17 protein-coding genes are annotated in these 12,934 nt (G+C 52.0%); 6 read left to right on the top strand and 11 right to left on the bottom strand.

Annotated elements, in window-relative coordinates:
* The first annotated feature begins 3 nt into the window (after positions 1–3).
* From ilvN to D8682_RS09715, 3 genes are all read left to right on the top strand, one after another.
* A complete protein-coding gene (ilvN, locus tag D8682_RS09725; RefSeq protein WP_121814155.1) occupies positions 4–285 on the top strand; it encodes an acetolactate synthase small subunit in 282 nt (93 codons plus the stop codon).
* Positions 286–544: 259 nt separating this feature from the next.
* Positions 545–808: an antitoxin gene (locus D8682_RS09720; protein WP_064548897.1), complete on the top strand. Its 264-nt coding sequence runs from the start codon at positions 545–547 to the stop codon at positions 806–808.
* 2 nt (positions 809–810) lie between these two features.
* Positions 811–1,200 carry a type II toxin-antitoxin system VapC family toxin gene (locus D8682_RS09715; protein WP_064548895.1) on the top strand — a complete coding sequence of 130 codons (390 nt, stop codon included), beginning with the start codon at positions 811–813 and terminating at the stop codon, positions 1,198–1,200.
* Here D8682_RS09715 and D8682_RS09710 read toward each other — a convergent pair.
* The 3 genes from D8682_RS09710 to D8682_RS09700 all read right to left on the bottom strand — a co-directional run bounded on the left by D8682_RS09710 (position 1,197) and on the right by D8682_RS09700 (position 3,004).
* Positions 1,197–1,946: an anti-sigma factor gene (locus D8682_RS09710; RefSeq protein WP_121814154.1), complete on the bottom strand. Its 750-nt coding sequence runs from the start codon at positions 1,944–1,946 to the stop codon at positions 1,197–1,199. The genes D8682_RS09715 and D8682_RS09710 overlap by 4 nt on opposite strands.
* On the bottom strand, positions 1,943–2,392 hold the full coding sequence (locus D8682_RS09705) for an RNA polymerase sigma factor (RefSeq protein WP_064549026.1): 450 nt from the start codon (positions 2,390–2,392) through the stop codon (positions 1,943–1,945). The genes D8682_RS09710 and D8682_RS09705 overlap by 4 nt, the downstream gene beginning before the upstream one ends.
* 78 nt (positions 2,393–2,470) lie before the next feature.
* Positions 2,471–3,004: a tetratricopeptide repeat protein gene (locus D8682_RS09700; RefSeq protein ID WP_064548891.1), complete on the bottom strand. Its 534-nt coding sequence runs from the start codon at positions 3,002–3,004 to the stop codon at positions 2,471–2,473.
* Between the two features lie 158 nt (positions 3,005–3,162).
* On the opposite strand from D8682_RS09700, the gene D8682_RS09695 reads away from it, so the two are divergent.
* From D8682_RS09695 to D8682_RS09685, 3 genes are all read left to right on the top strand, one after another.
* On the top strand, positions 3,163–3,591 hold the full coding sequence (locus D8682_RS09695; protein WP_121814153.1) for an OsmC family protein: 429 nt from the start codon (positions 3,163–3,165) through the stop codon (positions 3,589–3,591).
* A 215-nt stretch (positions 3,592–3,806) separates the two neighbouring features.
* Positions 3,807–4,073, top strand: coding sequence for a type II toxin-antitoxin system RelE/ParE family toxin (locus D8682_RS09690; protein WP_121814152.1), 267 nt, complete (start codon positions 3,807–3,809; stop codon positions 4,071–4,073).
* 52 nt (positions 4,074–4,125) lie between these two features.
* Positions 4,126–4,428, top strand: a complete 303-nt coding sequence (locus D8682_RS09685) for a DNA-binding protein (RefSeq protein ID WP_064548886.1) — start codon at positions 4,126–4,128, stop codon at positions 4,426–4,428.
* A gap of 43 nt (positions 4,429–4,471) precedes the next feature.
* Here D8682_RS09685 and lldD read toward each other — a convergent pair whose 3' ends face one another.
* The 8 genes from lldD to D8682_RS09645 all read right to left on the bottom strand — a co-directional run bounded on the left by lldD (position 4,472) and on the right by D8682_RS09645 (position 12,850).
* Positions 4,472–5,653, bottom strand: a complete 1,182-nt coding sequence (gene lldD, locus D8682_RS09680) for an FMN-dependent L-lactate dehydrogenase LldD (RefSeq protein WP_121814151.1) — start codon at positions 5,651–5,653, stop codon at positions 4,472–4,474.
* Positions 5,650–6,435 carry a transcriptional regulator LldR gene (gene lldR, locus D8682_RS09675; RefSeq protein WP_121814150.1) on the bottom strand — a complete coding sequence of 262 codons (786 nt, stop codon included), beginning with the start codon at positions 6,433–6,435 and terminating at the stop codon, positions 5,650–5,652. Before lldR ends, lldD begins: the two co-directional genes overlap by 4 nt.
* A complete protein-coding gene (gene lldP, locus D8682_RS09670) occupies positions 6,435–8,090 on the bottom strand; it encodes an L-lactate permease (RefSeq protein ID WP_121814149.1) in 1,656 nt (551 codons plus the stop codon). The genes lldR and lldP overlap by 1 nt, the downstream gene beginning before the upstream one ends.
* A gap of 455 nt (positions 8,091–8,545) precedes the next feature.
* Positions 8,546–9,925 (bottom strand): PepSY-associated TM helix domain-containing protein, encoded by a 1,380-nt coding sequence (locus tag D8682_RS09665; RefSeq protein ID WP_202914383.1) that lies wholly within the window; start codon positions 9,923–9,925, stop codon positions 8,546–8,548.
* Between the two features lie 41 nt (positions 9,926–9,966).
* A complete protein-coding gene (locus D8682_RS09660) occupies positions 9,967–10,392 on the bottom strand; it encodes a DUF2946 domain-containing protein (RefSeq protein WP_237930633.1) in 426 nt (141 codons plus the stop codon).
* A gap of 128 nt (positions 10,393–10,520) precedes the next feature.
* Entirely contained in the window at positions 10,521–11,576 is a 1,056-nt protein-coding gene (locus D8682_RS09655) for an NAD(P)-dependent alcohol dehydrogenase (protein WP_064548874.1), read from the bottom strand.
* Between the two features lie 72 nt (positions 11,577–11,648).
* Positions 11,649–12,056 carry a cupin domain-containing protein gene (locus D8682_RS09650; RefSeq protein WP_064548872.1) on the bottom strand — a complete coding sequence of 136 codons (408 nt, stop codon included), beginning with the start codon at positions 12,054–12,056 and terminating at the stop codon, positions 11,649–11,651.
* Between the two features lie 227 nt (positions 12,057–12,283).
* The gene (locus D8682_RS09645; protein WP_064548870.1) at positions 12,284–12,850 is read right to left on the bottom strand and encodes a LuxR C-terminal-related transcriptional regulator; all 567 of its coding nucleotides are present in this window, start codon (positions 12,848–12,850) and stop codon (positions 12,284–12,286) included.
* Positions 12,851–12,934: the final 84 nt, after the last annotated feature.

Raw genomic sequence — 12,934 nt, 5'->3', positions numbered from 1 at the left:
GCCATGCAACAACTAACCGTTATTCTGGAACTTACGGTGAGCAACCATCCGGGTGTGATGTCTCACATTTGCGGCCTGTTCGCTCGCCGCGCCTTTAACGTCGAAGGTATTCTCTGTCTGCCGCTACCACGGGGCGACCAGAGCCGTATCTGGCTACAAGTGGCGGATGACCAGCGTCTTGAGCAGATGATTAGCCAAATCGATAAACTTGAAGATGTGGTACAAATCAGGCGCGATGCAGACGGTGCGGGCATTTTTGGTAAGCTAACCGCACTGGTTCAATAGCATTTCAGGGTGGGTAAACGGTAAGTTTATCCACCCAATTTTGCACGATTCATCATTCTGCACTGCAACTTCGCTTCGTTATTTTCACCATTCTGGAAGCTTCTCGCAAACCAATAATCCCGTCGCAATAAAGCCAACCTGATTGCATAAATCCAGGGTAGATTGCCCACGTAAACGTTAATCGTATAAAAAGTGAGCTTGGCGAATGCGTTTCTGTGGCATATGCTATGGCATAGGTCATTAAGTGCCAGGAGTTACCATGGAACGCGTCGCGAAGCTTTTTAAAAACGGCAGAAACCAGGCGGTGAGGTTACCGGTGGAATTTGAGTTTGATACCGACAGGGTGTATATCCGCAAAGACAAGGAGGGAAACGTGATTCTTTCAAAAAATCCAGCCAAACCAGAAGGATGGGGTAACGTTTTTGCTTTAGTGAAGAAAGCAAAAGTGCCTGATAACTTCCTTGATGAGCAGGAGCGTAACCAGAGTATTGCCGACAGAGATCCCTTTGCAGGGATGGACTGACCATGTACATGCTGGATACCAACACGGTGAGCTATCTTTTCCGTCAGCATCCTAAAGTAATAGAAAAGCTGGCTCAAACGCGCCCTGTAGAAGTGTGCATTTCTAGTGTAACGGAAGCTGAGCTGTTATATGGCGTGGCTAAGCGCCAGAGTAAAAATCTGGCTGCGGCGGTGCAGGGTTTTCTGGAAACAGTATCGGTCTACGCGTGGGACAGCGAAGCGGCAAAAAGCTACGGTCAGTTACGAGCGGCGATGGAAAAGAAAGGCAAAGTATTGGGTCATCTTGACCAGTTAATTGCTGCTCACGCCCTGAGCCGAAACGCGACGGTGGTCACCAGCGATCGTGCTTTTACCATGGTCGGGCGTTTACGCGTTGAGGACTGGACGCGCTAGCTCGCTCCAGTAAGACTGCTTTGCAACTGTTGTGCAATCTGGTTCATTTGTGCCATTGGGCCGTGTCCAATCACCATAAACTGGTGGTTTGTACTCGCCCAATAAACAATATTCATGCCCAGCCGTTGCTCGTTTTTCGCCGTTATCGGTTTCCCTGAATAGCCGGTGATACACAACGCCAAGGGGCCGTGGGCGGTATCAAGCCAGGTAATTTGCGCGATGGACTGTTCATCGTAAGACAGTACGCGTGCGTTTTTCAGCGTGGCATCTTGCAGGGCAAGGCTTTCTGGATTCAGCGCTAAACCGAGTTGTGTCCCCGTGGTTTTCAATTGCGCTTCCAGCGCCTGGCGTGTTGGTGTTTCAGCCAGCGTCTGTGGCGTATAAAGCGCCATATATTGCGCCACTAATTCACGCCAGTTTTCTTCAGGTTGAGATAAAAGTAACAAAGCGCGGTCGCCAATCACACCCAATGCCAGAAAACTTACCGCAGCGGCGATGAGATGACGTCGGGATACGGCAGCTGTTGTGGGAGTGAGATAAGCCTGTAAGCGAGATTGTGGTGCCGCTTCCAGCAAAGGTTCGAAAGCAGACTTAAAAGGTAAACTGCTACGCTCTAACAGCAACAGCCGTTCAGCCAGATACGCATCATGACTGAGGCGTTCTTCCAGTTGCTGGCGCTGCGTGGCGCTGAGTTCATTGTCCAGATACGCCACCAGCAGCTCATCCGTATTGGCAGTAAGTGTCATGAACTTTCTCCTTTTAATGATGGCGAATCAGGCTGAAGCGCGCGGTCCTGAGCCAGCGTCAGCCGCGCGGTGGCAAGCCTGCTCATCACCGTTCCCACCGGGACATTGAGAATTTTCGCCGCCTCGCGATACGACAACTCTTCGACATAAACCAGAAAAACGGTGTCCCGCTGGGCTTCGGGTAAACGAGCCACGCGTTTCATCACATCGTTTGTCCAGATGGGATCATCGCAGTTCCCGCTTTCCGTGAGCATATCGATATCCACAAATCCCTGTCCGCGACGAATTTGCTGTGCCCGAACCTCATTGAGCCAAATGGAGTGCAGGATGGAAAAGAGCCAGCTATCCATCCTGCTGCCCGCCTCAAATTGTGCGGCGCGTTCAATGGCGCGCACACAGGTTGCCTGCACCAAATCATCGGCAATATCCCGCTGATGAGAAAGCACCAGCCCGTAGCGCCACAGACGTGAAAGATATTGCGCGAGATCGCGGCGTATCGCTTCGCTACTAATTTTCACCTCCGATTAGGATTCGGGATGGCCGTCGATGGCTGCGGACAAATCGCGATACTCCTCGCAGCTGGTACCGCACAGAGTTTTGATGGCAGCGAGCTGTTCACGAGCAAGATCCGGACGGTTTTTGATCATGTACGCTTCCCCGAGATACTCGCGAACTTTTGGATATTTCGGATCGAGGGCGACAGATTTTAAATAATAGCCGATCCCTTCATCGGTACGGCCCAGTTTGCGAGTGGCATAACCTCGATAATTGAGCGCTTCGGCGGTGTTTTGGTCTTTCAACGTATTGAGCATATCCAGCGCTTCCTGGTAGCGACCCGCTTTTGCCAGCGCGTAAGCGTAGTCGGTGCGGGATTCGTCGCCAATCATCCCCCCTTTATCGACCATACAAGTTTTGGTTTTTGAGTCATAAATTTGCCCCTTAGGGCAGGTTGGCGGAACGGGTTCGTCGTTGCTGCCGCCCATGGCCTGAACGTAGCCGGAAAACAACATCAAACTGGTGACAACTGCGGGAACAAACTGGCGGTAAAAACGCTTCATGATAATAGCCTCGTGGTGTTCGGTATGGAGTAAACACCTGGGATCACGAATTTATTCGTTTTATCTTTCTGCGCCGCAAGGATTGTTCTGAGATGCCGGGCAAGCCCGTATTCAACTTCTATACTTGATGTTCGTGTTAATAAAATAGGAGCGATTACATGACCATTCATAAGAAAGGGCAGGCTCACTGGGAAGGTGACATTAAACGCGGCAAAGGGACTGTTTCCACCGAGAGCGGCGCGTTAAAAGAACAGCCCTATGGTTTTAATACACGTTTTGAAGGGGTTGCCGGGACCAATCCGGAAGAGTTAATCGGTGCGGCACACGCAGCCTGTTTTTCGATGGCGCTTTCGCTAATGCTTGGCGAAGAGGGCTACACGGCAGAAAGCATCGACACCACAGCGGATGTCTCGCTGGATAAAACCGACGGTGGCTTTGCCATTACCAAAATTGCGCTAACCAGTAACGTCAAAGTGCCGAATGCGGATAGCGCGGTGTTCGATAAAATTATCCAGAAAGCCAAAGCTGGTTGCCCGGTATCGCAACTGATGAAAGCTGAAATCACCCTCGACTACAAACTCAATTAATGCCCAGCAAGCGCTGCTTCCGGTGAAGCCCGGCGGCAGCGCTGCGCCTTTTATCTTCATGCTGGAAGGCATGCCGCAAAGCTAAACTTTCACCCCGAATACCTCTCGCTCTCTTCCTTTCCCCTAGGCTAGCCTGCTGTGGCACGAAATAATTGTGCTCAAAATAAATACATTGACCGGTGTGGTTTAAAAGCTACAATCAAGGAGTTTCAAGGATGAATATGATTAAGTACTTCAAACTGCAAAACGGCAGGGTGCCTTTTAATGAGTGGTTAAAAGTATTACGGGATCCACGGGCTAAAACGAAAATTGTTCGGCGTATTGACCAGTTAGCGCTTAACAACCCTGGCGACCATAAGCCATGCCGACATGGCGTTTGGGAAATGCGCATAGATGAAGGGCCTGGTTACAGGATTTATTATGCGTATGAAGGTAAGGATACCTATTTGCTCTTGCTCGGTGGCGATAAACGCAAACAATAAGCGGATATCGAGCAGGCTGTGACATGGTGGCAAGAACATCAGGAGTTAAAAAATGCAATTTAATGAGTTCGACCAAACAGTCATCGAAATGCTTCAGGAAGATCACGCATTTGCCGTGGAATATATGAAAGAGGCATTTGCGGGTCTGGATGAAGAAAATGGAGAAGTGCTGTTTCTGCTGGCATTACGTCGCCTCGTTGAAGCTCGAGGCGGGTTTAGCAAAATAGCAGCACAGGCAAAACTGAATCGCGAAACGCTCTACAGAACCCTTTCAGAACGTGGGAACCCAACCATCAGCACAACTAAAAAGATTATCAATGCGGCGGGTATCAGTTTTGCGGAGCTGACGAGTTGAGTGAAAATGCTCGCCATATATCACCTGGCGAGCATCAGTTTACCTAAAACCCCACCGCCATATCTTGTGGCGACAGAATGTCTTTCACGCCTTCGCGCACCAGCAAATCAGGGCTGATTTCGGCGATAGATTTTGCTCCGGTCAGCGTCATTGCAACCCGCATCTCTTTTTCAATCAGGTTGAGCAGATTGGCAACGCCTGCCTGGCCGTGGGTGGCTAACGCGTACAAATAAGCGCGGCCTAGCAATACGGTGTCAGCGCCGAGCGCAATCATTCGCACCACATCCAGGCCGCTGCGAATACCGCTATCGGCAAGAATGGCGATATCGCCTTTTACCGCATCGGCAATGGCTGGCAGGGCGCGGCAAGACGACAACACACCATCGAGTTGGCGGCCGCCGTGGTTGGAAACCACAATCCCGTCAGCCCCGAAACGCACGGCATCTTTGGCATCTTGCGGGTCGAGAATCCCTTTGATGATCATCGGGCCATCCCAGAACTCGCGGATCCACTCCAGATCGCTCCACGAAATGGATGGATCGAAATTATTCGCCAGCCAGCCAATGTAATCTTCAAGACCTGTTGGTTTACCAAGATAGGTGGAGATATTACCGAGATCGTGCGGGCGCCCCTTCAGACCCACATCCCATGCCCATTGCGGATGCGTCACCGCTTGCCAGTAGCGGCGAAGTGCTGCGTGTTGCCCACTCATGCCGGAGTGCGCATCGCGGTAACGCGCGCCAGGTGTCGGCATATCAACGGTAAACACCAGCGTTGAACAACCCGCAGCTTTGGCACGTTCCAGAGCATTACGCATAAAGCCACGGTCTTTGAGCACATAAAGCTGGAACCACATTGGGCGGTCAATCGCCGGTGCGACTTCTTCAATTGGGCAGACGGAAACTGTGGAAAGCGTAAACGGAATACCTTTGGCGGCGGCGGCTTTTGCTGCCTGAACTTCGCCACGGCGTGCGTACATTCCGCACAATCCCACCGGAGCCAGCGCGACGGGCATCGACAGCGTTTCATTAAACAGTTTGGTTTCCAGGTTCAGAGCGGACATATTTTTCAGTACGCGCTGCTTTAACGCCACTTGCGCCAGGTCGTCAACATTACGACGCAGCGTATGTTCGGCATACGCCCCACCGTCAATGTAATGGAACAGGAATGGCGGCAGAATGCGCTTCGCAGCGGCACGATAATCAGTAGCAGCAGAAATAATCATGGATTTTCGTCCCTTATTACGTCGGTATCTTCATCGGGCAGGCGGCTGATTCGCGCCTGCCGGGCTTCGTCTTCATGCAGGGTTTTGATGGTGGTATGGACAAACCCGAGGTGAGTTTTTGCCGCTAAACGCGCGCGTTCCGGGTCGCCTGCCAAAATAGCCTGCAACAGTTCGTTATGTTGTTCGGTGAGTCCCGCAAAAATAGCGGGTACGGTGTACATGCGCTGGCGGCTATGCATTACGGAGGATTGCAGCAGGTCGAAAAAACCGCGCATCGTCTGAAGTAACACAATGTTGTGGGAGGCTTCGGCAATTGCCAGATGAAAGCGCACATCGGCCTGGGCCGCCAGGTCCGGGTCATCGCTCTCTTTGAATTTTAGCGTGGCGTCAAAACAGGCAATTAACTTCTCTTTGTCGGCCGGAGTGGCGCGCATCGCGGCGTACCAGGCGGTGCTGGCTTCGATGGCATGCCGTGCTTCCAGAATGTCGTAGCGATAGTTTGGGTCGTTCTCAACTAACGTTTTGAGTGGCTGTACAATACGTTGCTCGGACCAGGCCTGAACTTCGTAACGAATAAACGTGCCGCCACCGCGGCGGCTAATTAATACACCCTCGCTAATCAGTTTTTGAATAGCTTCACGAATCGATGAGCGCGATACGCCCATTTCTGCCGCTAACTGGCGTTCGGCGGGCAACCGCATGCCCGCCTCCAGTTTACGTTCGCTAATTAATGCTTTTACGCGCTCAACCAGATGGTCAGCCAGGCGCGGTTGTGTGCTCATCAAGGGATCATCCAGGTCAGAACATAGGCCTGAAGCGTGGTGATAACGCCGACCATGCAGGTAAATATTAGGCTGTGTTTAACAGTAAAGCGGAACAGGTCAGATTCCCGACCCACCAGCCCTACAGCGGCACAGGCGATGGCGATGGACTGTGGCGAAATCATCTTTCCAGTGACGCCACCGGTAGTGTTAGCCGCTACCAGCAACAGATCGGACACGCCAATTTGTTGTGCGGTCGTCGCCTGCAATGCCGCAAACAGGGCGTTGGACGAGGTATCAGAACCGGTCAGGAATACTCCCAGCCAGCCAATGAACGGAGAGAAGAAAGTAAATGCGTGGCCGGTATGAGCCAGTGCCAGAGCAAGCGTTGCCGAAAGGCCGGAATAGTTTGAGATAAACGCGAATGCCAACACCATGCCGATGGAGTAAATCGGCAAAGCCAGTTCTTTGAGAGTTTCACCAAAGGTTTCGATAGCGGCTTTCGGCTTCATGCGCAGGTAAACAATCGAGATAAGCGCGGCGACCAGAATCGCGGTGCCGGTTGCCGAGAACCAGTCAAACTTATAGACCGCGGCATAGGCCATGCTCTGTGCTACGACAGGCGGCATCTTCTCAACCATTTTGTCGAGGAACGGTACGGAGATGTTAAATACCCAGTCAGCCATAGCACCGCCAGGTGCGAATAACGCTTTAAACGGCGGGATACTCCAAAGTGTCACGGTAGCCGTCAGGAAGATAAATGGCATCCAGGCGCGTACCACCTGGCCTAATGTGTAGTTTTGGCGCGCCAGTGTCTGGTCGGTAACGGAGGCACCAATATCGCCAAAGCGGAAAATGCGAACGGGCTTCCAGACGCGCAAGAACGCGGTCAAACACACCAGAGAAACCAGGGAAGAAATAATGTCAGGCAGTTCCGGGCCGAGGAAGTTCGAGCTGAGATACTGCGCGATAGCAAACGAGCCACCAGCCACCATCACCGCAGGCCATGTTTCTTTAATACCGCGCCAGCCGTCCATAATCGCCATGATCCAGAACAGCACGATAATCGTCAGGAACGGTAACTGGCGGCCAACCATTTGGCCGATTTCAAAGCTGTCGAGGCCGGTGACCTGACCCGCAACGATAATGGGAATGCCCATCGCACCGAACGCGACCGGCGCGGTGTTCACAATCAGGCACAGACCGGCGGCGTACAGCGGGTTAAAGCCGAGGCCAACCAGTAGTGCTGCGGTAATCGCCACTGGTGCACCGAATCCGGCAGCCCCTTCAAGAAATGCGCCAAAGGAGAAGCCAACGATCAGCATTTGCAGGCGTTGGTCAGGCGTGATGGAAAGTATCGACGAGCGGATAATGTCAAACTGCCCGGTTTTCACCGAGATTTTATAGACGAATACTGCGGCGATAATAATCCACGCAATCGGCCACAATCCGTAGAAGAAGCCGTAGATCACCGACGATAATGCGCGGTCAACGGGCATGCGGTAGAAAAATAGCGCAACGAGCAACGCCAGGCCCACAGTGATGCTGGCGGCGGTGTAGCCTTTCATGCGCAATTTAATGAGTGCGAAGAAGAAGAAAATAATCGGAATAGCGGCGATGAGGCTTGATAGCCATATGTTCCCTGCCGGGTCGTAGACTTGTTGCCATGCTTGCATGCAGGACTCTCCAGAACGTGATGTGCTTATTATTTTTCGCGTTATTGGTAGGACCAATTTGGCGATGTAGGGCGCGTTATGGATAAAGGTTAATCTTTTGTTAACTAATGGCAATGAGTGTGTAACTGATTTTGTCATTATGGGTAAATCAGTCACGTTTTTGGCAGGATTGGTAGGACCAATATTGTGGGGTAGGGGAGGGAGCAAAGCGGATTATCGCTCTCACACGTGGCTCCCGACCACATGACCCTGACACGGAGGCAAAATGGAGGTTTACCGCTTGCGGCGATTTATTTGCCGGGAGTCCGGGTTCTTAGGGTGGCGACGGTGGCCACCCTAAGACGTTCACCGGTTCAGTCGCGACATAAACACGCTGTCGCCTGGTGAACGGAACCTTCTCCGGCTTGGCAGGAAGCGCCCTGTGACTAAGAGACGGCCATCAGGGTGAGGGTGGTTTACGAAACCTGCAATTTCAACGAATGCCTCCACCAGCGGGCAATATCAGTGGCGACAAACAGCAGCAAACTCACCCCCATAACCGGCAAGGCAAAGCTGAATAGCAGGGCAATCAACAACACGGCGCTACGCCAGATGATTGGCAAAGCCAGCCATGACTCGCTCAGTGTTTGTGCGGGATTACTTGCAGATATTACCGGGCGTCTGAGCCACCACATGCGGTAACCCAGAACGATCAAGCCGCAAAGGCCAAAACCAAACGCCGCCAGCAAGAGTTGGTTCGGCAACCCGAAAAGCACTCCCATATGAGCATCAATCCCCCAGCGCGTGAGTTTGGCGACAATTGGGAAATCAGCGAAATACGTCCGGTCGATGACCTTGAAGCCATTTGGGTCGATCGCCGCGCTATCGACATGAGTCGGCCATGCACGGTCAATTTCAGTCACCGTCCAGGCTTTATCTGCCGAACGCGGCGCGCGGATCTCGACCTTGTTGGATTCAATTCCCGCCGCACGTGCGGCACGAAGCACCTCGTCCCAGTTGCTATCATCGGTTTCAGGCATCACCATCCCTTTCATCATGGCGTGATGTTCTGCATGCGAATCGATGTGCGGGTGACCCGTTTGCGGGGTCAGCGCGGTATTCACTTGCGGTGTCATCCACCCCAGCGAACTGCGCATTTTGTCGATATTCCCGCCTGCCCACTGTGACCAGGTTAGCCCCGTAGCAGAGAAAAAGAGTAGCCCGAGCAGTAACGTGGCACCCAGCGTAATATGCCAGTGTCGTGCGCTTCTTTGCGGGGTTTTCCGCACTTTCAGCTTTCTTTTTGGCCGTGAAGTCAGCCACAAAACAACGCCACCTAATGCCGCAATCCACAGCCACGAAGCCGCCAGCTCGCTGTAAATTCGCCCTATATCCCCGAGTAATAAACTGCGATGAAGCTGGTCAATCCAGGTGCGTAGCGGGAGCACGCCGCTGGTGCCATACACCGTCAAATCCCCCTGAATGGCCAGGGTTGCCGGTGAGACAAAAATCGCTCTCGACTCCGATTCCCCTAATGCAGAATCAACAAACTGCACGCGCGTAGAATCGCCAGTTTCAGGAGCCGGGCGCACTGCGTAAATCGTGGCATCTTCGCCGATAAACTTGCGTGCTGCGGCAATTTGCTGCGAAAGCGGCTGGTTTTCACCTGTGTCTTGAGTGCGCAATGCCTGGTGATAAAGCGCGTTCTCAATTTGTGGTGTCAGCACATAGAGTGTGCCCGTCAGGGCTGCGACGAAAATAAACGGGCCGACGAACAGGCCAATATAGAAATGCAGGCGACGCAACAGCGTCAGCAGCGCGCCACGACAGGCGAGCTGCGATTGATTTGCAGGCATGATAATCCTTTGTCGAATTGTGACGTTAAATGATGTTTGTATTAACGAAACAGTGCGACAGGAGGGGCGCGGGGCAGGGCTTCGGCATCGTCATGCTGAGCCAGAAGCGGGGCGATAACTGGCGAGGGAGGCGTACGCGAAATTCGCCATGCCAGCCAGATAAAAGGAATAAACAGCCAGACGATGAGCGGGATATGCAGCAGCAACTGGCAGTATCCACAGGCAATATCGTCCATCAATGAAGCGCCCGCACCCGGCATCAGATGTGATGAGGCGGGCATTTTCATCGCCCCCATGTCCATCATCATGCCAGCCGTGTGACTCATCATTTTATGCTCGCCGCCTTGCACTGCACGCTGTTGCTCCAGTGATTTTGAAATCACCGGGGCGATAAAAAGCATCAGCATCGCCAGTAATGCGAGCGCTGATAGCCATTTATGGCGTGAAAGAGTGAAAAGTGACGGCAAGCGGGCAATCTACCAAAGCTGACTATTGTTGCGCGATTGTACATGGAATGGATGAATTGTTAAAAATATAGATGATGGGAAAAATAAAGATTAAGACGCCCTCTCAGTAGCCAGAGAGGGCGCGAATATCAGGCTTTCAGCGACGCCATATCAATCACAAAACGGTACTTCACATCGCTTTTCAGCATTCGCTCATAGGCTTCGTTAATATCCGCAATGTTGACCATTTCGATATCCGACACGATTCCGTGTTCGCCGCAGAAATCCAGCATCTCCTGGGTTTCTTTGATGCCGCCAATGCAGGAACCGGCAACGGAACGACGCCCCAGAATCAGCGGCAAGGTGCTCACGGGTGGCTCAATACTGCCCAACAACCCGACATACACCAGGGTTCCGTCCAGCGTCAGCGTTGGCATATAGGGGTTGATGTCGTGGGCGTAAGGCACCGTGTCGATAATCAAATCGAACTGGTTGTGGACTGACGCCATCTGCGCGTCATCGGTAGAAAGTACAATGTGGTGCGCCCCTAAGCGGCGAGCATCCGCCTCTTTGCTGGCCGAACGGGTGAACAGGGTGACTTCCGCACCCATCGCGTTAGCCAGTTTCAACGCCATGTGACCCAGGCCGCCCAGCCCAACCACCGCGACCTTACTCCCTTTACCCACATTCCAGTGGCGCAGCGGCGACCAGGTGGTGATACCGGCACACAGCAACGGTGCCGCGCCTTTCAGGTCCATCCCTTGCGGCATTTTCAGCACAAAATCTTCAGAGGCGACAATGGCTTGTGAATATCCGCCATACGTGGGCTGGTGGTCATGGCGGTCTACACCATTGTAAGTCTGTATGTTACCTTCTTCGCAATACTGCTCCAGCCCTTCCTGACACGGATGGCAGGTGCGACAAGAATCCACCATGCAGCCGATTCCGGCGTAATCGCCCGGCTTGAATTTCGTCACGTTGCTGCCCACCGAAGCCACGCGACCGACGACTTCATGGCCTGGCACTAACGGATACTGGCTGAAACCCCAGTCGTTGCGCGCCTGGTGGAGGTCTGAGTGGCACACGCCGCAATACATCACTTCAATGACTACATCATCAGGACGCGGTGAGCGTCGGATAAATTCGAATGGAGCAAGGGGAACCTCTGCGGACTGCGCCGCATAACCGAGCACTTTCATCGTCATGGTATTTCTCCGGGTGAAATGTCGCGACCCGCCATGCGGCGGGCGGTGAGGGAGTTGACGAAATTCGCCGTTTTACTTTTTGTACTGATCGTCGCTAACGTGTTCCATCCACTCAACGGGGCTGCCATTGAGCGACTCAGCAATCGCGATGTGGGTCATGGCGTTATCAGGCGTTGCGCCGTGCCAGTGTTTGATGCCTTCCGGGATCCAGACAACATCACCCTGGTTTATTTCACGAATTCCAGCACCCCATTCCTGTAGCCAGCCATGACCGTGCGTGATGATCAGGGTTTGGCCCAATGGATGGGTGTGCCAGGCAGTACGAGCGCCGGGTTCAAAAGTGACGGTTGCTCCGCCGGTACGCGCGGGCGGCGTGGTCTGGAAAGGGGCATCAATACGGACTCTTCCTGTGAAGTAACTTTCCGGACCAGATTGTGATGGCTGAGATCCCGCTGGGGTGATTTTCAATTTTTCTTCCATTTTCTCCTCCACTTCGGCATGTGCTGCCGAGGTTAAATGGACAACATGACTCTGAAGTATAGGAAACTCGTTCAGGCTTGCCGTGTTATCCGAAAATGAAACTCTAACACTGCGGGAATTTGTAGATTAGCCTGCTAAATAAGAATGGCACTATGAGCTGGATTCATGAATGGAGAGTGAGGCCGTTCCTCCCCCAAAGGTGGAGGAGGGTAGGGAAGAGGAAACGATCAGTGATGTGGAATGAAAGGATTAATAGTCAAATTACGCAGGTAGTACTCATTAAAGTTTGAGAAACCACTTTTCTTAATCGCGATTTGCTTGTGATGGCTCACCGTTTTAATCGAGATCCCTAACTTGTTTGCGATATTTTTAGGTTGAATACCTTCCAGCAACATCGATACCACTTCAACTTCACGGTGTGAATGCGTATTGCGATAGTAAAAATCAGAATTCAGGAGTGTCTCTTTTTCATTACATTTCAGCAGGATCTTACACAGTTCATCCAAATTAACTGTCGGTGGGATGATGATGCCCGCCGGAGATTTATTATTAGACTTCAAAATATAAAATACCTGCTTTTCAGCGATAAAATAGTTAACCGTATTAGCATCATCCTCCTGCTCTTTTAACGCTTCAAAAAAGCAGTGGAGATTATTGTTCGCAATGTGATTAACGCTGAACGTAACGTCTTGTTGGTCAAGGGTTGACAATAGATGCTTCACACCAGGTAGTAAAAAACAATTATCACTCAGAATATAAATGTTTTTCATTACGCAATTTGCTGAGTTGTTCATGCTGTAAATCCTTTTAACAAATACTTGGCACTATCACGGTAAGTTATTACTTTCCGTTCTAAATGGTAGGGGCGTTATTGAGAA

The organism is Buttiauxella sp. 3AFRM03, from assembly GCF_003675305.1.
GTDB classification, from domain to species: domain Bacteria; phylum Pseudomonadota; class Gammaproteobacteria; order Enterobacterales; family Enterobacteriaceae; genus Buttiauxella; species Buttiauxella ferragutiae.
The sequence above is the reverse complement of the archived record's forward strand: the minus strand, read 5'-3'. Positions and strand labels throughout refer to the sequence as shown.